Here is a 22,145-nt window from a genome sequence, read left to right on the forward strand (position 1 = left end):
TCTTTCCCTTAGTATAATCGTCGGCAGTGCTCTGGACAGGTGGAAAAATCCGAATTGCTTCCCACAAGGTTTGCCGTAAATGCTATTTGTGCCATAACGGTGAGCGCGTGATAAATGACTTCCCGGTCATAAAGGGCAATGCGCAGCAGAACCTAGCAGGGTTTTTAGCCAGTTAGCCCATAGGTGCCGCCCTCGGACTCCCCGACAATATCCTATCGGATGAAAGGGGGCGAATGATGTTAGAAGAACTCAAACAGCAGGTGCTGGAAGCGAATCTGGCGTTGCCAGCGCATCACCTAGTGACATTTACCTGGGGAAATGTCAGTGCAGTCGATCGTCAACAGGGGCTGATGGTGATCAAACCCTCGGGCGTGGCTTATCCGGTGATGACCGCCGACGATATGGTGGTGGTGGAACTCGCAACCGGGCGCGTGGTTGAAGGGAGCAAGAAACCCTCATCGGATTCAGACACTCATCGCGTGCTCTATCTGGCGTTTGAGCAGGTTGGCGGCATCGTGCATACGCACTCACGCCATGCGACGATTTGGGCGCAGGCGGGCAAAGATTTACCGGCCTTTGGTACCACCCATGCCGATTACTTTTATGGCGCAATCCCATGTACCCGACTGATGACAGACGCCGAGATTGACGGCCGCTATGAATGGGAAACGGGGAATGTGATTGTAGAGACGTTTCATCAACACCAGCTTTCCCCCTTGGATATCCCCGCCGTGCTCGTCAACGCGCACGGACCCTTCGCATGGGGAAAAGATGCCGATACTGCGGTGCACAACGCGGTGGTGCTGGAAGAGATTGCCTACATGGGCATCTTTACCCGCCAGTTAACACCGGACGTTGGCCCTATGCAGCAGCAACTGCTGGATAAACACTATCTGCGTAAGCACGGTAAAAACGCCTATTACGGGCAATAAGCTTAAATCAACCCACCGCGGGGATAACTGACGCGGTGGGCTGCTATGCGATCCCACACCGGTCTGATGCGTATTAGCGCATCTTCAATTTGACTGACCGGCAGCGTAAAAGGGACGCGCAAAAAGCGTTCAAAAGCCCCTTCAACCCCAAAACGTGGCCCTGCGCCAATCCGTATCCCCAAGGTTTCCGCATTGGCAGCCAACATGGTGGAAACGGGCTGTGGCAGCTCTGCCCACCAACAGAGGCCGCCACTGGGCGTATTCAACCGCCACTCAGGAAACTGACGCGCGATAGCGGCACCGGTGTCGTCCCGTTGCTGACGCAATCTGGCGCGACGTGCAGGCAAAATCTGCTCTGCGTCCTGCAACAGTTCCGCACAGGCGAGCTGTTCCAATAATGGAGAGCCTAAATCCATGGTATCGCGCATCTGTATCAGTGCGGCGATGGTCCGCGCACTGGCACGAATCCAGCCGAGCCGCAGCCCGCCCCAAAAACTTTTGCCGGCCGACCCCAACATAATGACGTGTCCGCTATCATCAAAGGCGGCCAACGGCGGTGGTGGCGGTACGTCGTACCACAGCTCTGACATGGTTTCATCCACCACCATCGGCGTGCGCGTGCGTGCAGCAATCTCCGCCACAATCTGGCGCGTGGCGCTGTCCATGCAGCGACCGGTAGGGTTGTGATAATCGGCGATCAGATAGGCGAGGCGTGGAGCCGCTTGAGCAATCGTGATAGCAAGGCCGTCGGTGTCCCATCCCTGATCGGGCAGTGCCACGGGAATCGGGCGGCAGGCCGCGCCTTTTATCGCACCAATCGCATGAGGATAGGTCGGGTGTTCAATAATTACTCGGTCACCTGGGCCGGTCAGCAGCCGTAGCAGCAGGGTAAAACCGCTCACCGCCCCGTTCACCACCATGATTTGGTCTGCCGTGGTGGGCAGGCCGCGCATGTTGTAGCGCTGTGCAATCGCGGTTCGCAGTCGCGGCAGCCCGGCCGCGTCATAGCCGCTGTGTTCCAGGTACTCGGGTAACTGAGACAGGGCGCGGGTATAGGCCTGATGGATCTCCGGCCCTGCCGGTAAGGCGGCGCAGGAGAGATCGACCGCAGGCAGGGGCAGACGGGCCAAATCTGGCTCAGTGCGTGCGATGGGCAGCGTTGTGAGGGAGCCGGAGCCTTGTCGGCTGGCAAGATACCCCTCACTGCGCAACTCGGCCAACGCACCGGTCACGGTGGTGCGGCTGATGTGCAATATCTCCGCCACGTCGCGCTCGCCCGGCAGGCGGGTATCCAGAGGCAAACGCCCATCCAGGATCAGCAACCGCAGGCTATCTGCCAACTGGCGATAAGCGGGAGTGCGTGATTCGGGTTGCTGCCAGTTACCCAGCAGACGCTGTAATGAGGCCGAGCCGATTCGCCGTGCAGCCATCGTAAACTCCCAGATGGATTAAAAAGCCACTTTCGATAAACTGGACCTTAAAATAAAGTCCATTTTGCGTCAAGGTATCACAACTTCCTTGATGACGTCACCCTGTTGGTGACGAAGGGCTTAGGGTGGAGTGGAGTACTATGGCGTATCGGCTTGGGTTACTGTATGTGGGATTGGCGCTGTACGGCATGGCAATCGCCATGATGATCCGGGGAAATTTAGGGGTGGACCCCTGGGACGTGTTTCACCTCGGGTTAGCGCAGCATTTGCCACTGAGTGTGGGCACCATCATCATCCTGATGGGCGCGTTGGTGCTGCTGCTGTGGATCCCGTTGCGCCAGCGACCGGGATTGGGGACCATCAGTAATGTTATCGTGATTGGGCTGGCAACCAATGTGGGATTGGATTTACTGCCAGAAATCGAACACCTCGGCGCACGCACGGCGCTGTTGATCGGGGGTGTTATCACCAACGGGCTAGCCACGGGCATGTACATCGGTGCCGGTTTTGGCCCTGGTCCTCGCGATGGTTTGATGACCGGCATTGTGGCGCGCACCGGATGGCAGATTCGCTATGTGCGAACCGGCATTGAGCTGACAGTGTTGGTGGTGGGATGGATACTCGGTGGTACGGTCGGCGTGGGTACGGTGGTGTATGCCTTTGCGATTGGTCCGCTGATCCAACTGTTTTTACCCTATTTTGTCGGGCAGTCGCGCGAACGCGCTCTGCAACCGAAGGCCTCATCCTAGAACCCTAATGGAAAAAAATGCCCGTCATTGCTGACGGGCATGGCAAACAGCACCGTTAATGAGGCGGTTAACGGTGCGGCATTTCTTCACGTAAGATAACAGCCACTTCTTTTGCCGTCGGCGTTTCGCTTGCCAGTGCACGGCGAATCACGAAAAAGGCAGAAATCAGCATGGTAACCGCTACCAGCATAAAGAACCCGCACAGTGCGGCGTTGATCTGGTTGCTGAACACAATGGTTTCCATATCTTTGAGGGTCTTGGCCGGAGCGATCAGAGTGCCTTGTTCAATGCCCTGCGAAAAGCGTTTAGCCTGAGCCAGAAAACCGATGCTGGCTTTTTCATGGAAAATTTTCTGCCAGCCTGCTGTCATGGATGTTATAAACAGCCAAATGGTGGGCAGGATAGTCACCCAGGCGTAGCGCTGTTTCTTCATTTTGAACAGCACAACGGTGCCAAGAATCAGTGCCATGGATGCCAGCATCTGGTTGCCGATACCAAACAGCGGCCACAAGGTGTTAATCCCACCAAGGGGATCGATAACGCCCTGATAGACAAAGAAGCCCCAACCGGCGACCGCCACCGAGGTGCCCGCCATGTTACCCAGCCAGGAGTGGCTCTTACCCATGCCAGGAATGGCGAGGCCAACCAGATCTTGCACCATAAAACGGCAGGCGCGGGTACCGGCATCGACGGCGGTCAAAATGAACAGCGCTTCAAACAGGATGGCGAAGTGATACCAGAATGCCATCATGGCCCGACTGTTAAAGATTTCGGTGATGATGTGCGCCATACCCACCGCGAAGGTCGGTGCCCCCCCAGCACGTGACAGAATAGAGGTTTCGCCCACGTCTTTGGCAATTTCACTCAAGGCTTCCGGTGTGATCATAAAGCCCCAACCGTTGATCACCTGTGAGGCTTGTTCAACGGTGGTACCGATCAGTGCTGACGGAGAGTTCATGGCGAAATAGACGCCCGGATCGATAACCGACGCGCAAATCAGCGCCATGATCGCTACAAACGATTCCATCAGCATCGCGCCATAGCCAATCATGCGAATGTGACTTTCGCGTTCAATCAGCTTCGGTGTGGTACCGCTGGAGACCAACGCATGGAACCCGGAGATGGCACCGCAGGCGATGGTGATAAACAAGAAGGGGAAAAGGCTGCCTGAGAACACCGGGCCGCTACCGTCAATAAAGCGTGTCACTGACGGCATTTTCAGCTCTGGCGTGGCAAACACAATGCCCACGGCCAAACCGGCAATCACACCAATTTTTAAGAACGTAGAGAGATAGTCGCGTGGGGCTAACAGCAACCATACCGGCAGCACCGACGCGATAAAGCCGTAGATCACCAGCGCCCAGGTCAGCGTGGTGCCTTGCAGGGTGAAGAAGGGGCCCCAGTACGGATGGACAGAGATGTCGCCGCCGTACACGATAGCCATCATCATCAGCACAAAACCGATCAATGAGACTTCAGCAATTTTCCCGGGGCGCAAAAAGCGCATATAGACGCCCATAAACAGCGCAATCGGGATGGTCGCTGCAATGGTAAACACCCCCCAGGGGCTGTGCGCCAGCGCATTGACGACCACCAGTGCCAGTGCGGAAAGGATGATTATCATCACACCCAGAGCCCCCAGCATGGTCACCACACCGGCAAAGGTGCCTAACTCTTGTTTTGCCATTTCCCCGAGCGAACGGCCATCGCGGCGCGTTGAGATAAACAGGACCAAAAAATCCTGTACCGCACCGGCGAACATCACGCCGACCAAAATCCAGATGGTGCCCGGCAGAAAACCCATCTGCGCGGCGAGAATCGGCCCAACCAACGGACCCGCCCCGGCGATAGCAGCAAAGTGGTGGCCAAACAGCACCCACTTGTTGGTGGGAACATAATCCAACCCGTCATTGTGACGTTCGGCCGGCGTGACACGGCGGTCGTCCAGTTCAAACACTTTTTTAGCAATAAACAGACTGTAAAAGCGGTAGGCAATGCTATAGCAGGATACAGCGGCAATGACCAACCACACGGCATTAACGTGCTCTCCGCGGCTTAAGGCCAGCATAGCGAAGGCGATAGCCCCCGCTAATGCGACCAACAGCCAGATCACTATGCTCTTGACATTATTCATGACAACGGCTCCTTCGTTACCCAACTAATGGGGCGCGAGTTTTGCTGGCTTTTAGGGAGTGACGCCTTGGCAAACGGCGCAACCCCTAAAAACATAGTGTATTTCAGCGTGATGCGCGGTGGGTGCAGATGAGAAAATGTGAGCAAGAGTGAATTTTTGTAAATTAAATTCAATTTTGGCTAATGACGGTGCGCGGAGATAGCACGTCTGATGCGGGAAAAACGTGTCGCCAACCCACTGGCTGGCGACACCAGAAGCTTATGCGGCGGGTTTGGCAATGATACTGCGTGTTTCCAGGCGAACGTCGGTCAATACCACGTCCAGCGTATCGCTTTGGCGATAGACCACTTCACCTTTGACGGAGACGGTGCCGGTTTCCTGGCTGCTGACCAGCTCATCGCGCACCGCGTGAATAAACGAGGCCGGAATAAAGGCAACGGCACCGTTATCCAGCAAACGTATACGCAGGCCACCGCGTGTCACATCAATGATCTCGGCGTGGAAGCGGGTACCGGTCCCTGCTTTCGGTTTCAGGAAACGCGCATACAGCCAGTCGCCAACGTCACGCTCTGCCATTCGGTTCAAGCGGCGGCGCTCTGCCATTTGTTGCGTGATGTCATCTTGCGGTTTCTCGGCCGGCTGCTGGCAAATAATCGCTTTGAGTAGGCGATGGTTGATCATGTCGCCGAACTTACGAATGGGCGAGGTCCAGGTAGCGTACGCGTCCAACCCCAAGCCGAAATGAGGCCCCGGCGTAGTGGAGACCTCGGCGAAGGTTTGGAAACGGCGAATGCGGCTGTCCAAGAAGGATGTCGGAAGCGCATCCAGCTCGCGACGCAGTTTGCAAAAGCCGTCCAGCGTCAACAGCGCAGCAGCGTCCGCTTCAATACCGTTGTTGCTCAACACCGTTACGGCCTGATCGACCTGCGTCGGTTCGAAGCCGTTATGCACGTTGTAAATGCCGAAGCCCAGCTTCTCTTTAAGCATGCGTGCGGCGCAGATGTTGGCGGTGATCATGGTTTCTTCGACGATGCGGTTCGCAATGCGGCGTTGCTCCACCACGATATCCAGCACGTCGCCCTGCTCGCCGAGCAGGAAACGGTAATCGGGACGATCTTTAAACACCAGGGCATGGGTGGCACGCCAGGCGCTGCGTGCCAGACCGATACGGTGCAGCAAGCGGATCTGTTCAGCGATGGCGTCGTTTTCAGGCTGCCATTCACCCTGTTGCTCCAGCCAGTCTGAAACGTTGTCGTAAACCAGCTTGGCCTTGGATTCTACCCAGGCGGCGAAGAACTGCACATCGTCGCCCAGCGTGCCGTCGGCTGCAACGGTGACGCGGCACACCACGGCTGGACGGCGCGCTTGCGCACGCAGGGAGCAGAGATCGTCGGAAAGCACGCGCGGCAGCATCGGAATATTGAATCCCGGCAGATAATTGGTAAACGCGCGTTGACGCGCCAGCGTGTCCAACGTACTGCCCGCTTCCACGTAGGCTGTCGGGTCGGCAATGGCGATAGTCAGTTCCAGCGTGCCGTCACCGTTGTCCTTGGCATAGAGCGCATCGTCCATGTCTTCGGTGCTGGCGCTGTCGATGGTCACAAAGGTCAGGGCGGTCAAATCTTCGCGCGTCAGGTTGCCGTCATTGAGCGTCAATTCACTGTCCATTTCTGGTGCAGTGCGCTCGAGATTATGACGTGACAGCGTCACCCACCACGGTGCCAACGGATCGTCGCCGGTCGTGATGTATTGCGTTAATTCAGCATGAAAGCTGCGATCGCCTTTGAGCGGATGGCGGCGCATTTCCGCCACAGCCCAATCACCATCCTGAAAGGTGTGATTTACGTCACGCCCGGTACGGCACGGGATTGCGTCTTTCAACAGCGGATGGTCGGGCAGGATGGCAAAGCGGTCGTCCTTTTTCTGCACGCGGCCAACAAAACGCGTTAAAAAGGGTTCAATCAGGGATTCCGGCTCTGCGATTTCGCGATCTTTATCGGTGTGCAGCGTCGCAACGATCCGATCGCCATGCATCACCTTCTTCATCTGCGGCGGTGGAATAAAGTAGCTTTTTTGTGCGTCGACTTCCAAAAAGCCGAACCCTTTATCAGTGCCTTTTACCACGCCTTCAGCACGCGGAGTTTGGGAGTGAAGTTGCTGTTTTAGCTGGGCAAGCAGCGGATTATCTTGAAACATAATGAGTAAAAGAGATGTCCAGATGCGGTTATTAACGACACTAATGAATGGCAGACAGTTTTACGCGAAACCCGTGCTGGCGGCAAGCGTGATATCTATCAATAAGGGCAATCTTCGCGTTTTGAGAATAACAGTTAATGCATTGCGTAACGGGTGTGGAACGCTGGCGTCTCAGCCAGTGCTGAGACGCCAGTGGATTAAGCGATACGTCGCTCAGTTTCAGTATCGCGTTGGCTGCGGGTTATGGCCACGGGCACTGATTTTGACGTCGGCGTAAAGGTTTCATCACCGATGCTTGAGAGCGGCACCAACGGATTGGTCTCCGGATAATAGGCGGCCAGATTACCGCGCGGAATGTTGTAGCCGACCAGTCGAAATCCACTCACCTTGCGTGTAATGCCATCGTGCCACAGCGTCTCGATATCCACGTGGTCGCCGTCAGCCAACCCCAATGCTGCGATATCCTGTGGATTGATAAACAACACCTCGCGTTGCCCATAAACGCCGCGATAGCGGTCATCAAGGCCATAAATGGTGGTGTTGTACTGATCGTGTGAGCGTAGGGTTTGCAGCGTAAAAGGGACCTGCTGTACGCCAAGCTGCGGGAACAGCGTTTTTGGCAGTGCGGCGGCACAGAAGTTGGCCTTCTGGTTCGGGGTATTGAAGCGTAACTCAGCTGCCGCATTGCCCAGATAGAACCCGCCGGGCTGCTCGCAACGGGCATTGAAATCGTCAAAGCCGGGCAGGGTAGCGGCGATATGGTCGCGGATCAGTGAATAATCCCCCGCGAGTGCCAACCAATCCACCGGTTGGTCGCCCAGCGTGGCATCGGCAATGCCGGCGACGATAGCGGTCTCAGATCGCTGCTGTTCCGACAAGGGATAGCCCACGCCCTCCGAGGCATGCACCATGCTAAAGGAATCCTCTACGGTGACAAACTGCGGGCCGCTGGCTTGGATATCCCGCTCGGTGCGCCCCAGCGTCGGCAGGATAAGTGCATCTTGCTTACCGGTAATCAGGTGGCTGCGGTTAAGTTTGGTGCTGATGTGCACCGTGAGTTGACAGCGCTGCAAGGCGGCTTCAGTGCGCGGCGAGTCCGGCGCAGCGGCAGCAAGGTTACCGCCCAATGCGATCAACACGCGAACCTCATTGCGCAGCATGGCTTCCAGCGCTTCCACGGTATTATGGCCGGGTTGGCGCGGGGGGATGAAACCAAAGTGTGCACCGAGGCTGTCGAGAAACGCCTGACTCGGCTTCTCATCAATGCCCATGGTACGGTTACCCTGCACGTTACTGTGCCCGCGTACCGGACATAACCCTGCGCCCGGCTTGCCTAACTGACCAAACAGCAGTTGCAGATTGGTGATCTCACGCACCGTGGCAACGGAGTGTTTATGCTGTGTAACCCCCATGGCCCAAGTACAAATAACACGCGGCGAGCGCTGATAGATATCGGCCACGGCGCGCAATTGCGCTTCGCGTAAACCGGATTGCTGTTCAATCTCGGCCCAGGTAGTGGCATCCACCACCGCCAGATATGCGTCTACATTGGCGGTATGTCGGGCGATAAACGCACTGTCAAACAGCCCCGGTTGCTGCTGTGCCAAACGCTGACGGTGGGTTTCCAGCAGCGCTTTAACCATGCCGCGCACGGCGGCCATATCGCCGCCGAGGTGGGGTTGCAGGTAGGTTTCGCTGATGGTGCCGGACAGCGGTGTTAATAGTTCAAGCGGGTTTTGCGGGTTGGCAAAGCGTTCCAGACCGCGCTCGCGCAGCGTATTGAATGACACGATATGGGCGCCACGATCGGCGGCATGACGCAGGCTGTGGAGCATACGCGGATGGTTGGTGCCGGGATTTTGTCCGAAGACGAAAATAGCATCGGCATGTTCAAAATCCTCAAGACGAATGGTGCCTTTACCGACGCCAATGCTTTGCTTCAAACCGGTACCGCTGGCCTCGTGACACATATTGGAACAGTCGGGAAAATTATTGGTGCCAAACAGGCGACCAAACAGCTGATACAGATAAGAGGCTTCGTTGCTAGCCCGTCCCGACGTGTACAGCTCCAACTGATTGGGGTGTTCCAGCGCATTGAGGTGGCGGGCGATCAGCGCAAAAGCGTCCTGCCACGTTATCGGTACGTAGCGATCGCTGGTACGGTCATAGCGCATCGGGTGGGTCAACCGTCCCTGATACTCGAGAAAATAGTCGCTCTGTTGGCGCAAACGGCTCACGCTGTGGGCGGCAAAGAACGATGGATCGATGGCCTTGCGTGTGGCTTCCCAACTCACTGCCTTGGCACCGTTTTCGCAAAAACTGAAGGTGCTGTTGTTATCGTCACCCCAGGCGCAGCCGGGACAATCAAATCCTTTCGATTTATTGACGCGGAGCAAGTTTCGAATATTTTTCAGCGCTTGCTTGCTGTCGAGCACAAAGCGGGTTGTGGCTTCTAAAGAGCCCCAACCACCTGCTGCGCTCTGGTATGGTTTGATGGCGGGTTTAAATTTCATGGTGTTATCCGCAGGTGTTGGATGTATTTGTTATGTAAATTTTATATTAAATATTTGCAATGTGTGGTCAGTCTAAGAGTGAGAGTACCGGGCGTCTAATCAACTGTGGCTATGGCGCGATTGGTCAGGGTTATTGGGTTTATGTGATTGGTATATCTCACATTTTATAATTGCTTATCGGTGAATGACTTGCGGTGTACGAAGAAATTGGTTTCACTGTCATTTCCGTGGGGCGTCCCCTTAATGTTTATGCCAGACAGGAAGCGACATCATCGACATCAAACAGCTCATTTATCTGTGCAATCTTGAGAAAGAGCGCCATTTTGGCCGAGCGGCGGAGGCCAGTTTCGTCAGCCAGCCCACGCTCTCGATGCGGTTGAAAAATCTGGAGCGCGAGCTTGATTTGGCGCTGATTAATCGCGGTAACAATTTTGAAGGGTTCACGGCAGAGGGTGAGCGCGTTTTGGCCTGGGCGCGTGAAATCGTGTCGATTTATCAGGGATTGAAGCTGGAAGTGGCATCGCTTAAGCGCGGCGTGAGCGGCGTATTGCGCATCGGCGCGGTGCCGCAGTCGGGGATGGTGCTGTCGCAACTGCTGGTCGCTGCCAATGAAATCTACCCGCAGCTCGACTATCAGGTCTCCTTGTTCAGTGCGGATCAGCTTTTGGAAGCGTTGAATGCCCATACGGTTGATATTGGCCTGGGGTTTTTCGAGCTTGCCACGCTCAAAGAGCTGGCTTTTCAGGCGGCTCCCATACACCGCAGTGAGATTTCGCTGGTTTACCACCCGCAGGCATTCCCACAGATGGTCGGGGAGACGCCGCTGGCATTATCGGATTTGGTGGATGTGCCGCTGTGTCTGGCTGAGCCCAGCCGCTATTTTCGCCGTTATCTCGATGGTCACTTTCGCGAGTCGGGCGTGACGCCAAGGGTTAAAGTGGAAAGTGCCTCAGTGATGCAATTGATGCAAAGCGTCTTTTTAGGGTTGGGCTGCGCCGTTGTGCCTCAGGGAAGTCTGTTGCCGGACATGACGCCCGCACTGCGTTTTCGTCCACTCACGTTGCCCCCGATGCAGCGTCAGGCGGCACTGGTTGTGGCTCCGGTTGGCAAGGTGACTGCCCTGGCGCAAAATTTCTTTGTTTTTGCGCAGACGTGGCTGGCAGGAAACACTGATTGAATTGAGACGAAAAAAAACCACCGGATGCCGGTGGTTTTTTGCCAATAGCGGTTGGAAATTAATCCAGTTCCAGCTCATTCATGGCGGCGATGTTGAAACCGCCATCCACGTGCAGGACTTCACCGGAGATGCCAGCAGCCAGATTCGAGCACAAGAACGCAGCCGTGTTGCCCACGTCTTCAATGGTGACCACACGGCGGATTGGCGTCACGGCCTCGCAGTGGGAGAGCATTTTCTTGAAGTTCTTGATGCCAGATGCGGCCAGTGTGCGGATCGGGCCTGCGGAAATGGCGTTAACACGCACACCTTGTGCGCCCATGGCGTTAGCCATGTAACGAACGTTGGCTTCCAGAGAGGCTTTGGCCAGACCCATGACGTTGTAGTTCGGGATAGCGCGCTCGGCACCGAGGTAGGAGAGCGTGACCAGCGCGGAGTTCGGGTTCAGCATGGCGCGGCAGGCTTTTGCCATCGCCACAAAGCTGTAGGAACTGATATCGTGCGCAACGTTGAACCCCTCACGGGTCACGGCGTCGACGTAATCACCATCCAACTGGTCGCCCGGGGCGAATGCGATGGAGTGGACAAAACCGTCAAAGGTCGGCCATACGTTAGCCAGTTCGGCAAACAGCGCTTCAATGCTGGCATCTTCCGCAACGTCGCATGGCAGCACGATGCTGGAACCCAGCTCTTGCGCAAAGCCTTCAACACGTGATTTCAGCTTGTCGTTCTGGTACGTAAACGCCAGTTCAGCGCCTTCGCGTTGCATCGCCTGTGCGATACCGAATGCAATTGAGCGGTTACTGGCAACACCCGTTACCAAAATGCGCTTACCGGTTAGAAAACCCATAGCAGTAATCCTTGTGATTATAGTTGCTGCGAACGCCTGCAGAGAATGCATTAATCAGGGCGTTCGAAGTGAGTAAACCGGGCGATTCTAGCATGGTTGCCCCCTGTGGGGTACTCCGAGCAGTATCGCCCGTGCGTTTGCCGCGATGTCGCGCTGGCGAATCCGGCTAAAACTGCGCGCCGTCACGGCGCCAGGCATCGGCACTGAGCGCTTCGCCAAAGTGGCTGGCAATCAGGCGTTTGGTCAAATCGTGTAGCGGCGCTGCCAATACGTCTGCGGTGCTGCCTCGCTCAACCACCTCGCCGTCGTGCATCACCACGATCTGATCGCTGATGTGCTTCATCATGCCCAGATGCTGAGTGACATAAATATAGGAGATCCCATGTTCTTCCTGAAGTTCCAGCATCAAATTAATGATTTGCGAGCGCATCGACATATCTAACGACGCCAGTGCTTCGTCAGCCACGATCACCTTGGGCTGCAAGATCAACGCCCGTGCCAGCCCTACGCGCTGCTTTTGGCCGGGAGCCAGCGCCTGTGGGTAGTAGTAGGCGTGGTCCGGGCGAAGGCCTACCTGTTGCAGCGTCTGGTTGATCATTTTTTCCCGCTCGTGACCGTTCAATGTGGTATTTAACCGCAGCGGCATATCAAGCAGTTGACCAATACGCTGGCGTGGATTGAGCGCATTGCCCGCATCCTGAAAAATCATGCGCACCTGCTGACAGCGGAAGCGATAATCGCCGTAGCATAAAGGATGATCGTTAATCAGCAGTTCACCGGAGGTCGGTGGAATAACGCCCGCCAGCATTTTTGCCAGGGTCGATTTGCCGGAGCCGTTCTCGCCGATAATCGCCAGCGTCTGCCGCTCGCGCAGCGTAAAACTCACGGATTTCACGGCTTCAACGTGTTGGCGATGAAATAACCCGGTGCGGTAGCGGAACGTTTTGGTCAGGTTGCGCGCTTCGAGCAGAATGTCATCCATCATTGCTCCTCCGTATTAAGCGGGAAATGGCAGGCAAACCAGTGGTTTTTGGTCGATACCAACAGCGGTGTTTGCATGCATTTTTTCTGCGAATAGGGGCAACGTGGACCCAAACGGCAGCCTACCGGCAGATACTCCAAAGACGGAATCGCACCCGGCAGCGTGTTGAGTCTACTTTTGTGCGGCAACGAACGGCCAAAATCGGGCATAGCGCGGATCAACGCCTGGGTGTAAGGGTGGTGCGGCGCGGTGATCAACTCTTCGCTTGGCGCACTTTCCACCGTTTGTCCGCAGTACAGCACGTTGATGCGATCGGCCCACTTACTCATGGTTTGCAGGTCATGACTGATCAACAAAATGGTGGTGTTATTGTTCTGATTCAGCCGCGACAGTAGCCGGAAAATCTGCGCCTGCGTGGTCGATTCCATCGCATTGGTCGGTTCATCGGCGATCAGCAGGCGCGGTTGATTTGCCAGGGCGATGGCAATCATGACCTTCTGGCATTCCCCCTCCGTCAATTCGTAGGGGTAGCTGCGCATGATATCTTTGTGATCTTTAATGCCGACCCGGTGCAACAGTTCGATGGCACGGCGTTTGCGCCACTGAAAGCGCTGCCACCAACGCCCTTTGTAGGTCCAGCCGGGAATGGCAAGCATCAGCTGTTTGCCTATGTGCTCGGAGGGATCGAGACAGGATTGTGGCTCCTGAAAAATCATCGACACGTTGTGACCCACCAGCTTACGCCGTGCGCGGGGCGAGAGTTGCAGCAAATCGATATCATCAAAGCGGAAGCGGTCAGCCGTCACTCGCCAGTTATCTTTGGTTACGCCACAGATCGCTTTAGCGATAAGGCTCTTGCCCGATCCCGATTCGCCCACCAGGCCGCGGATTTCCCCTTCGGTCAGGGTAATGCTGACGCGATCGACAGCCTTGACCGGACCGTCAGGTGTCAGGAATTCAATGGTCAGATTACGAATATCAAGTAGTGCCATGGTTCGTCTCCGCCATTAATCCATTTGTGACAGCAGGGAACGGCGGATGCCATCGCCCAGCAGATTCACAATCAGTACGCTGAGGGTAATGGCGGCACCCGGCAACATCACCGTCCAGGGCGCGGCATACACCAGCTCCAGCGAATTGCCTAACATGGCCCCCCATTCGGGCGTTGGCATTTGAGCGCCCAGATCGAGAAAGCCCAGCGCTGAAATGTCCAGAATGGCGATAGAGAGCGCACGGGTAAACTCGGACACCAGCACCGGCCCGATATTGGGTAACACCACATACCCAATGATATAGCGGGTTGATGCGCCGTCTAACCGGGCGGCGATCACATATTCCTTATCCATCTCATCGTGCACGGCGGTGTAGAGCGTTCTCACCATGCGCGGCAGCAGCGCCAGCCACACGGCCAGCATAGCGTGCGTCAAATCCGGGCCAATGAAGGCGATCACCACGATAGCCAGCAGCAATGACGGTATTGACAGCAACGTATCAAGGATATGGTTCAATAAGGCGGAGCGCAGGCCGTGCGTTACGCCAGCCAATGTGCCAAGCACAATGCCGCAGAACGCCGCCGCGTAGGTGACGATCAGCGCTGAACCGACAGTCGCCGCCGCACCGGCCAATAACCGGCTCAGTAGGTCGCGCCCCAGATCGTCTGTACCGAGAAAAAAGGACACTTCACCGTAATGGGACCAGGAAGGGGGCAACAACTGATAGCCCAGAAATTGCTGGTCGACGGCATAAGGGGCGATGGCAGCGCCAAACAGACACAGAAACAGCAGCGCCAAAAAGCCGTACAGCCCAATCATCGCCAGCGTATCGCGATGGAAAAATTGCCAGATATCCCGCACGCGGCTGGGCAGGCGCTTTTCACTGTAAACGTTATCGAAGGGCATATGTTCTTTCTTTAGTTCTCTTCGGTTTTGTTTGTTTTGTTTTATTTAACTTCATAGTATCAGTACGTTATGTTGTTTATATGCTTCATGGTGATTTAGCTTGTGTATCTCTAATTTATGCTTTTTGTGTACACTATTGCCTATATGGTCGAGGAGTGTACACATGGCTTACGGGTACCAAACTCAGAAAGTCACTTGGAAAGCGCCGAGATAAAGTTGAAGTGCTCTCTGATTCGCACGGACTTAATGTCAGGCTTTCACTCTCTGGTGGTATTGCTTTCTTTTACCAGCTACCGCTGGGGCGACAAGCCCGTACAGTTAAGCATAGGTGATTATCCTTCTATATCACTGTCTCAGGCAAGGGAGCGTCGCCAGCAATTTCGCGCGTGGATTATGAAGGGGCACAACCCGTGACGCCAGGTTAAACTTGAAAGGCAGCAAAAAATTGAGGCTCTGACGGTCGAGGAAGCCTTTGACTACTGGGAGACTCACTCGCGTGAGCGGCTTCGCTGAAGTTCATGTAGCCCATTACCGGTATCCACTCATTTTTCAGACTTCATAAGAATCGTTCCATCGGACTGTTGACGCTCCTATGTCAACGGCCTGCTCGTGTAATGGCTGCAGTGGTCGCTATGGAACATCACTCTGGCTGGTTTACCGCGAGTTTCCCATGCCATTTCCTGCATATCCCTTTCTGGTTTATGGATTCTGATGATATATCGGTTGATGATGATGTCGTTACTGCTGACGCCAGTGGACCCTATGATGATGGCATCGGGAGTTAATCTTAATGATGAAGTATGTTATTAAATGGCTCTATAGTAAGAGCCATGTATTCAACACAATGATTTAAATGTATCAGTGAGGTTTATTTTTTTGTAAGCGTAGGGCGTTATCTCTCCAGCGTGAATTTTTTTATCAAACTGTTCAATAAAATTATTGATATCCATTTCCTGATAAGGAAGAGCAGAAGGTTTGTAATTCCACCATTCAAGGGACAGTAATTTTTGAATGACATCATTATCGAATCTGAAGCGAATTATTTTTGCCGGAACACCGCCAACGATTGCATAAGGAGGAACATTTTTGGTCACAACTGATCTTGCAGCAATGACAGCACCGTGACCAATCGTGATACCTGCTTTTAACGTTACGTCCTCACCTATCCACACATCATAACCGATGGCAGGAGCAGGCACCTGCAGTTTAGGATATTCGTTAGGTACCACATTGGCCATTTTGGCTTCGGAATCCATATAAGTGAACAAATGGCTCGTAAATCGATCTGTGGGATGATCCGGACCCATGATTTTTACACCATCAGCGATACTACAAAATCGACCCACTTGAGTTTCGCTTGGAAGGCGGCTTCTTGCATAGGAAAAAGCACCCATTGAGCAAAAACCACGAGGAGACATGGTAGCAAAATTTTCAACCCACACATCTTGGGAAATGTTGAAGCTTGTTCCTTTTCGAAATAACAACAAGTTTCTTGTTTTATAAACCCCTTTGATGAGGTGGTGTTGTTTCAGGAATATGTTTTCTGCAACACAAAAATCCTCATGCCGTTTTGTCCATCTGAATCTGAACGTAGACACTTACGACCTCTACTTATTGTTAGTTATGTAAGATTAACGTAGTAGTATCGGCAGCTTCCTGACTTTATTGAGGATTTGGGGAAAAAATAGTTTACTGCATGGTGCGCATCACATAACCATAGTTACTGGTACGCTGATAATTCTCTATTAAACCCTATTTTTCTCTTTAGTGTGTTTCCGCCATTGGCTATTGCTGGCTACCTCGGCGAGGTCTGCCATTTGATTACCTGTGTACCCTAACGCACCTTTCAGTTTGTTAAGGTTGTCGGGGGCGTGTAGTCGTTAATCAGTCGCATAAGAAGCCTATTAAAAAAACCCCCTTCGGGGTTTCTTGTTAAATTAGTTTGAGCAATGCGGTAGGTTTCGCTGATGGTAATGATTGTAGCAACTGCACTGATTAGGCCGGATGCGACGACTATTGGATATCATGCTGATTCGCGGTCCAACTTTATCGAAGGGCATACCATTCCTTATGTTTCAGTGAATTTGCCATTGCGCCCCAAATATCGGACAGGACATTGACGGTAATCACCATCGCGCCGACAACCATAACCCCGGCGGAGATAGCTGCATAGTCCTGCTGGCGAATCGCACCCACCAGCCAGCGCCCTAAACCGGGCCAACTGAACACCACTTCGGTAATGATCGCCAGCGTCAACATGGTGGAAAACTGAAGCCCCAATTGCGGCGCGATCGGCGGCAGCGCATTACGCAGCACATGCCGGCGGATGATGGTCAGGCGCGAAAGGCCACGGGTAGCGGCAGCTTTGACATAATTCTTACTGAACACGTCCGTCGTGCTGATGCGCATCAGGCGGATGACTTCCATCGTGGGGCCGACAGCCAACACAATAATGGGCAAAATCAGATGGCGTACGGCGCTGATCAGCATTTCATCGCGGTAAGGAGAATCGGATAACCAGGCGTCAATAAGCGCAAATCCGGTCACCGGTTCGACCTGATAGAGCAGATCAAAACGGCCTGAAACGGGCAACCAGCCGAGTTGCAGCGAGAACAATAGTGTGAGCAAGAGCGCCAGCCAAAATACCGGAATAGAAAATCCTACCAACGCGATGGCGCTGATAATGATGTCAGGCGTTTTATTGCGCATCACACCCGCAGTCACGCCAAGCGGGATCCCCACTAACAAAGAGAGTGAGAATGACAATACGCACAGCTCAATGGTGGCGGGAAGTACTTCCTTCAATTGCACACTGATCGACTCGCCGTTAATCGATGAAATGCCAAAATCGCCGTGCATCAGGCTGCGCATAAAGAAACCGTAGGCGTCAAACAGCATCGCCCCGCCGAGCGGGGCATTGGGGGTGTAATAGCACAGGCTGAAGCCGACCAGCGTGAGCAGCAGCAAAGTTATCAGCAACAGTAACAGACGACGCAGCGTAAAAATGATCACGGCTGTTCTCCCTCTTTACCTACCTGTGGTAGTGCTTCCGGTGCCGGGGCCTCACCAAACTCGCGATATACCCCGGCGAAAGAGGCATTGCCAAACGGGCTTAATATCAGCCCTTTCATGTCATAGCGGTAAGCCAGCATACGCAGCGAAGAGGCCAACGGCAGCACTGGTAACTGCTGCGCCAGTATCTGCTGGGCTTGCTGGTAGTACTCAATGCGTTTGGCTAACTGCTGTGAGGTGAGGGCGCTTTGCAACACACTGTCGAACGTCGGATCGCACCAATGGGTGTAATTGGTTTGCGAGTGAATCGCCGCGCAACTGAGCAGTGGGCGGAAAAAGCTGTCAGGGTCGTTACTGTCGGTGGTCCAGCCGGAGAGCGTCAGGTCATGGCTCATCTCCATCAGGCGCGCCTCCTGAAAACGGCCTTCAACGGGGACAATGGTCACTTTCACGCCAACTTGCGCCAAATCTGCCTGAATCAGCTCTGCGGTCTTTAACGGGCTGGGATTATAGGATTGCGATGCAACCGGCACCCACAACTTAAGATTAAGATCGGTCGCTCCCAGGGTTGTCAGCAAGCGGCGGGCTTCTTCCGGGTTGTATTCGGTAATGCGTGATTCGTTGTCATAGGCCCAGGAAGCGCGAGGCAGCAGAGACGCTGCCGTTTCTGCCGTGCCGTAATAGATAGACTGCATCAAACGGTCATTGTTGATTGCCAGCGCGATGGCGCGGCGAACCCGCATGTCGTCCAGCGGTGGTTTACGCACATTGAAGGCGAGATAGGCGATGTTCATTCCGGGACGCAGCGAGAGCCGTAGCCGTGGATCGTTGCGCAAAATAGGCAACTGGTTGGCGGCAGGGTAAGCCAACACATCGCACTCGCCGGTCAGTAACTTAGAGAGTCGGCCCGTGCCACCGACGCCCAAATCGACGACCACCTGCTGCATTCGCGGTTTTCCACGCCAGTAGCGATCGTTGCGCATTAAGCGCAGATACTGACCGCTGCGATACTCCTCCAAACGATAAGGCCCGGTACCGACAGGTTCACGATCTAACTGCTCTTTTCTGTCCTGTTTGATCAACTGCTGACCATACTCGGCAGAAAGCACCGGCGCGTAGTGGGTCGCCAGGTGCCACAAAAAAGAGGCGTCGGGGCTGTTAAGGCGGATTTCCAGCGCATAGTCGCCCAACTTGCGGATGCTTTGCACCACATCGGCAAACTGCAAACTGGTGAAATAGGGGTATTCACCGCCGTTAACGTCATGATACGGGTGGTTTTTATCCAGCATCCGTTGCAGGCTGAAAATCACGTCATCGGCGTTGAGCGGGCGAGTGGGTGTAAACCAGTCGGTGGTTTGAAACGCTACGTCGTGACGCAGGTATAAACGGTAGGTCGCACCGTTATCCAGAACTTCCCAACGCTGCGCCAGTTCCGGCATCAAACGGTAGGTGTAAGGATCCACATCCAGCAGCCGGTCGTAAAGCTGTGCTGCCAGCGTATCGATGATCACGCCGCTGCGCGCCATCTGCGGGTTGAAGGTATTGACCACGCCGTTGACGCAGTATACGAAACCGCTGTGGCGGATATCTTCCCGCTGCGCCTGTACGGGGGCTGCGGCGAACGCAGACCCTATCAGGCAGGCGGAGAACAGCGCGCCTATTTTTATCAGGCAGGAGGTGTATCCAGACATACGATGCGCTTAAGTTGGCTAAAAATCAGAGTTGTCATGATAAGAGTGTACCGCACTCTGCTAAAGCGCCCCACTCTGTAGATGCTCACCTGCTGTATTTTCCACCAAATTCGAAAAAACAGGAACAAGGTACACCGCTCGCTCATCGAGCGTATCGGGTCACGTGGGTAAATCAGAAGAACCCTACCGTTACTACGGAGATGAGAAAAATTCTCAACAAAGTGCTTTACAGCTGATACTGATAACCATTATCATTCATCTCGCACTCCAAACGGCTTCTAGTAAGCGCGCAAGGGGAGCACGACATTGCTCACATTGCTTCCAGTATTATTTTAGCCAGCGTTTGCTGGCTTTTTTTTGCCTGCGGTTACGCCTCAGCGCTGGTGATGTCATGTTTTTTCAGCAGACCGCGCAACTGATGGTAGGTTAACCCGAGTAATGAAGCCGCTTTGCGCTGATTAAAGCGCGCTTGAGACAACGCCTGCACGATCAGGGCTTTTTCTTGCACCTGCTGCCATTCTCGCAAGGCTAACGGCAGAGACGGTAGTGTGGTGTCCTCAGACGGTTCGGCAATGGGCGTTTCAACAGGGCGTTGAAAGGGGTTAATGATAATGGTATCCAGCGGTTCGGCCATTGCCCCGTGTCGATAGACCGAACGCTCCACTACGTTTTTCAATTCTCGCACGTTGCCGGGCCAGGCGTAATTCAATAGGGCATGACGCGCGCGTGCAGAAAACCCAGTGAACAACGGCAAATGCAATTCCCGGCACATTTGGATAGCGAAGTGTTCTGCCAGAAGCATGATATCCTGCTGGCGTTCGCGCAGCGGGGGCAGTTGCACCACATCGAAGGCCAGTCTGTCGAGCAGATCGGCGCGAAACTTGCCAGCCGCAGCGAGTGCGGGCAGGTCTTCATTGGTAGCACACACCAGACGTACATCAACCTGAAGCGGCTGGCTGCCTCCCACGCGTTCCAAAACGCCATATTCGATGACGCGCAGCAATTTCTCCTGCACCAGCATTGGCGCTGTTGCCAGCTCATCGAGAAACAGCGTGCCGCCGTCGGCACGCTCAAAACGTCCCAGATGACGGCGTTGCGCGCCGGTAAATGCGCCAGCTTCATGACCAAACAGCTCAGAATCAAGCAGATTCTCATTAAGCGCTGCGCAGTTCAGGGAGATAAATGGGCCTTGCCAACGTGGTGACAGATAGTGCAGTCGGCTGGCAATCAACTCCTTGCCGGTGCCGCGCTCGCCTAATACCAGCACAGGTTTGGTGAGCTGCGCCAATTGTGAAACCTGCTCCAGCATCTCAACAAAGCTGTTGGCTTCACCCAATAGATTCTCCTGACCTTTGTCCATCAAACATCACCTTTTACTGCGGTTAATTTTGCTAACTATTGGTGTATTTAACTAATCTATCTGATGAGGTTTATTTGTCAAAAAAATAATAATCAATAATATCAGTTAGATAAATTTATAGGCATGTTGGCATGCATCTTGTAATAGCAAAAGGGAACGCTAAGGTTGGTCGACATCCAGCATGACGAATCAACATCACCACCCAGTGCATGCGCACTGTGACATGACCAAGAGGACACTGTAATGGGTATTTTTTCTCGTTTTGCCGATATCGTGAACGCGAATATCAATTCGTTACTGGACAAAGCGGAAGATCCGCAAAAGCTGGTGCGCTTGATGATCCAGGAAATGGAAGACACACTGGTAGAAGTACGCTCTACGTCAGCACGGGCGCTGGCGGAGAAAAAACAGATTGCGCGTCGTGTCGAGCAGGCAGAATCCCAACAGGGACAATGGCAGGAAAAAGCCGAACTGGCGTTGCGCAAAGACAAAGACGACTTGGCGCGCGCGGCGCTGCTTGAAAAGCAGAAACTGGCCGATGTCATTGCCGTGCTGACCCGCGAAGCGGAAAATGTGGATGAAACGTTGACGCGCATGAAACGTGAAATTGGTGAGTTGGAAAACAAACTCACGGAAACCCGTGCTCGCCAGCAGGCGCTTTCGCTGCGTCATCAGGCGGCCTCTTCCTCTCGCGATGTGCGCCGTCAACTCGACAGCGGTAAACTGGATGAAGCAATGGCCCGTTTTGAGCAGTTTGAACGCCGCATCGATTCGATGGAAGCGGAAGCAGAAAGCGTCGGTTTCGGTAAGCAGAAATCGCTGGATCAGCAATTTGCTGAGTTGCAGGCTGATGATGAAATCAGCGCTCAGTTGGCCGCGTTAAAAGCAAAAATCAAACCGGAAGCCTGATGGCGGCCAGTCTGTTGGGCCGCTCGCACTACACTAACACGCCTATCAAGGAGATATAATGAGCGCTTTGTTTCTTGCCATCCCATTGACCATTTTTATGTTGTTTGTGGCCCCGGTATGGCTTTGGCTGCACTACAGTCAGCGCAAGCAACGTGATGCAGCGCAAGGGGAGGCATCTTGGGGGCAAGGCGATCTCCAGCGTTTGACCACGCTGTCTCAAGAGGCGAAGCAGATGCGCGAGCGGATCCAGGCACTGGAAGAGATTCTGGATGCAGAACACCCCCACTGGAGGCAATCATGATAAAAGGAAAATTG

At 54.2% G+C, this 22,145-nt stretch carries 18 protein-coding genes and 2 pseudogenes; 7 read left to right on the top strand and 13 right to left on the bottom strand.

The features are described from left to right. Positions 1-236 precede the first annotated feature (236 nt). Positions 237-932, top strand: coding sequence for an L-ribulose-5-phosphate 4-epimerase (gene araD / locus J5224_RS06195; RefSeq protein WP_264624598.1), 696 nt, complete (start codon positions 237-239; stop codon positions 930-932). Positions 933-934: 2 nt separating this feature from the next. Here araD and J5224_RS06200 read toward each other — a convergent pair whose 3' ends face one another. Then, complete coding sequence (locus J5224_RS06200; RefSeq protein ID WP_264624530.1) at positions 935-2,362, bottom strand: PLP-dependent aminotransferase family protein; 1,428 nt, start codon at positions 2,360-2,362, stop codon at positions 935-937. Positions 2,363-2,502: 140 nt separating this feature from the next. Between J5224_RS06200 and J5224_RS06205 the strand changes: the two genes are divergently transcribed. Continuing rightward, entirely contained in the window at positions 2,503-3,111 is a 609-nt protein-coding gene (locus J5224_RS06205; RefSeq protein WP_264624531.1) for a YczE/YyaS/YitT family protein, read from the top strand. 67 nt (positions 3,112-3,178) lie between these two features. Here J5224_RS06205 and J5224_RS06210 read toward each other — a convergent pair whose 3' ends face one another. The 3 genes from J5224_RS06210 to J5224_RS06220 form a co-directional block, all read right to left on the bottom strand. Beyond that, entirely contained in the window at positions 3,179-5,245 is a 2,067-nt protein-coding gene (locus J5224_RS06210; RefSeq protein WP_264624532.1) for a carbon starvation CstA family protein, read from the bottom strand. A 258-nt stretch (positions 5,246-5,503) separates the two neighbouring features. Further along, positions 5,504-7,441, bottom strand: coding sequence for an exoribonuclease II (locus J5224_RS06215; RefSeq protein ID WP_264624533.1), 1,938 nt, complete (start codon positions 7,439-7,441; stop codon positions 5,504-5,506). 197 nt (positions 7,442-7,638) lie between these two features. Next, entirely contained in the window at positions 7,639-9,954 is a 2,316-nt protein-coding gene (locus J5224_RS06220; protein WP_264624534.1) for an FdhF/YdeP family oxidoreductase, read from the bottom strand. A gap of 271 nt (positions 9,955-10,225) precedes the next feature. Between J5224_RS06220 and J5224_RS06225 the strand changes: the two genes are divergently transcribed. Next, positions 10,226-11,131 carry a LysR family transcriptional regulator gene (locus J5224_RS06225; RefSeq protein WP_264624599.1) on the top strand — a complete coding sequence of 302 codons (906 nt, stop codon included), beginning with the start codon at positions 10,226-10,228 and terminating at the stop codon, positions 11,129-11,131. Between the two features lie 58 nt (positions 11,132-11,189). Here J5224_RS06225 and fabI read toward each other — a convergent pair whose 3' ends face one another. The 4 genes from fabI to sapC all read right to left on the bottom strand — a co-directional run bounded on the left by fabI (position 11,190) and on the right by sapC (position 14,858). Then, complete coding sequence (fabI, locus tag J5224_RS06230; RefSeq protein ID WP_264624535.1) at positions 11,190-11,978, bottom strand: enoyl-ACP reductase FabI; 789 nt, start codon at positions 11,976-11,978, stop codon at positions 11,190-11,192. Between the two features lie 166 nt (positions 11,979-12,144). After that, the gene (sapF, locus tag J5224_RS06235) at positions 12,145-12,960 is read right to left on the bottom strand and encodes a putrescine export ABC transporter ATP-binding protein SapF (protein WP_264624600.1); all 816 of its coding nucleotides are present in this window, start codon (positions 12,958-12,960) and stop codon (positions 12,145-12,147) included. Then, a complete protein-coding gene (sapD, locus tag J5224_RS06240) occupies positions 12,960-13,952 on the bottom strand; it encodes a putrescine export ABC transporter ATP-binding protein SapD (protein WP_222160505.1) in 993 nt (330 codons plus the stop codon). Before sapD ends, sapF begins: the two co-directional genes overlap by 1 nt. A gap of 15 nt (positions 13,953-13,967) precedes the next feature. Beyond that, on the bottom strand, positions 13,968-14,858 hold the full coding sequence (sapC, locus tag J5224_RS06245) for a putrescine export ABC transporter permease SapC (RefSeq protein WP_264624536.1): 891 nt from the start codon (positions 14,856-14,858) through the stop codon (positions 13,968-13,970). Positions 14,859-14,938: 80 nt separating this feature from the next. On the opposite strand from sapC, the pseudogene J5224_RS06250 reads away from it, so the two are divergent. Continuing rightward, a pseudogene (locus J5224_RS06250) lies at positions 14,939-15,350 on the top strand (Arm DNA-binding domain-containing protein); the annotation flags it as partial. Positions 15,351-15,417: 67 nt separating this feature from the next. Here J5224_RS06250 and J5224_RS06255 read toward each other — a convergent pair. Then, positions 15,418-15,538, bottom strand: a pseudogene (locus J5224_RS06255) (IS3 family transposase); the annotation flags it as partial. Between J5224_RS06255 and J5224_RS06260 the strand changes: the two are divergent. Beyond that, entirely contained in the window at positions 15,491-15,643 is a 153-nt protein-coding gene (locus J5224_RS06260; protein WP_264624608.1) for a hypothetical protein, read from the top strand. The pseudogene J5224_RS06255 and the gene J5224_RS06260 sit on opposite strands and share 48 nt — an antisense overlap. A gap of 51 nt (positions 15,644-15,694) precedes the next feature. Here the strand turns inward: J5224_RS06260 and J5224_RS06265 are convergent, their stop codons facing one another. The 4 genes from J5224_RS06265 to pspF all read right to left on the bottom strand — a co-directional run bounded on the left by J5224_RS06265 (position 15,695) and on the right by pspF (position 20,921). Next, entirely contained in the window at positions 15,695-16,456 is a 762-nt protein-coding gene (locus J5224_RS06265) for a CatB-related O-acetyltransferase (protein WP_264624537.1), read from the bottom strand. Between the two features lie 448 nt (positions 16,457-16,904). Then, positions 16,905-17,870, bottom strand: a complete 966-nt coding sequence (gene sapB / locus J5224_RS06270) for a putrescine export ABC transporter permease SapB (protein WP_264624538.1) — start codon at positions 17,868-17,870, stop codon at positions 16,905-16,907. Next, entirely contained in the window at positions 17,867-19,561 is a 1,695-nt protein-coding gene (gene sapA / locus J5224_RS06275; RefSeq protein ID WP_319802419.1) for an ABC transporter substrate-binding protein SapA, read from the bottom strand. Before sapA ends, sapB begins: the two co-directional genes overlap by 4 nt. 367 nt (positions 19,562-19,928) lie before the next feature. Then, on the bottom strand, positions 19,929-20,921 hold the full coding sequence (gene pspF, locus J5224_RS06280; RefSeq protein ID WP_264624539.1) for a phage shock protein operon transcriptional activator: 993 nt from the start codon (positions 20,919-20,921) through the stop codon (positions 19,929-19,931). A 243-nt stretch (positions 20,922-21,164) separates the two neighbouring features. Here pspF and pspA point away from each other — a divergent pair, with 243 nt between their 5' ends. After that, positions 21,165-21,830 carry a phage shock protein PspA gene (gene pspA / locus J5224_RS06285; protein WP_264624540.1) on the top strand — a complete coding sequence of 222 codons (666 nt, stop codon included), beginning with the start codon at positions 21,165-21,167 and terminating at the stop codon, positions 21,828-21,830. Positions 21,831-21,888: 58 nt separating this feature from the next. Continuing rightward, a complete protein-coding gene (gene pspB, locus J5224_RS06290) occupies positions 21,889-22,131 on the top strand; it encodes an envelope stress response membrane protein PspB (protein ID WP_222160512.1) in 243 nt (80 codons plus the stop codon). Positions 22,132-22,145 lie beyond the last annotated feature (14 nt).

The sequence above is a fragment of the Candidatus Symbiopectobacterium sp. NZEC135 genome (genome assembly GCF_025962695.1).

Excerpts from the sequence above, each read along its gene's own strand:
- araD (WP_264624598.1), top strand. The coding sequence starts at position 237 with ATGTTAGAAGAACTCAAACAGCAGGTGCTGGAAGCGAATCTGGCGTTG.
- J5224_RS06200 (WP_264624530.1), bottom strand. The coding sequence starts at position 2,362 with ATGGCTGCACGGCGAATCGGCTCGGCCTCATTACAGCGTCTGCTGGGT.
- J5224_RS06205 (WP_264624531.1), top strand. The coding sequence starts at position 2,503 with ATGGCGTATCGGCTTGGGTTACTGTATGTGGGATTGGCGCTGTACGGC.
- J5224_RS06210 (WP_264624532.1), bottom strand. The coding sequence starts at position 5,245 with ATGAATAATGTCAAGAGCATAGTGATCTGGCTGTTGGTCGCATTAGCG.
- J5224_RS06215 (WP_264624533.1), bottom strand. The coding sequence starts at position 7,441 with ATGTTTCAAGATAATCCGCTGCTTGCCCAGCTAAAACAGCAACTTCAC.
- J5224_RS06220 (WP_264624534.1), bottom strand. The coding sequence starts at position 9,954 with ATGAAATTTAAACCCGCCATCAAACCATACCAGAGCGCAGCAGGTGGT.
- fabI (WP_264624535.1), bottom strand. The coding sequence starts at position 11,978 with ATGGGTTTTCTAACCGGTAAGCGCATTTTGGTAACGGGTGTTGCCAGT.
- sapF (WP_264624600.1), bottom strand. The coding sequence starts at position 12,960 with ATGGATGACATTCTGCTCGAAGCGCGCAACCTGACCAAAACGTTCCGC.
- sapD (WP_222160505.1), bottom strand. The coding sequence starts at position 13,952 with ATGGCACTACTTGATATTCGTAATCTGACCATTGAATTCCTGACACCT.
- sapC (WP_264624536.1), bottom strand. The coding sequence starts at position 14,858 with ATGCCCTTCGATAACGTTTACAGTGAAAAGCGCCTGCCCAGCCGCGTG.
- J5224_RS06260 (WP_264624608.1), top strand. The coding sequence starts at position 15,491 with ATGGAACATCACTCTGGCTGGTTTACCGCGAGTTTCCCATGCCATTTC.
- sapA (WP_319802419.1), bottom strand. The coding sequence starts at position 19,561 with ATGTCTGGATACACCTCCTGCCTGATAAAAATAGGCGCGCTGTTCTCC.
- pspF (WP_264624539.1), bottom strand. The coding sequence starts at position 20,921 with ATGGACAAAGGTCAGGAGAATCTATTGGGTGAAGCCAACAGCTTTGTT.
- pspA (WP_264624540.1), top strand. The coding sequence starts at position 21,165 with ATGGGTATTTTTTCTCGTTTTGCCGATATCGTGAACGCGAATATCAAT.
- pspB (WP_222160512.1), top strand. The coding sequence starts at position 21,889 with ATGAGCGCTTTGTTTCTTGCCATCCCATTGACCATTTTTATGTTGTTT.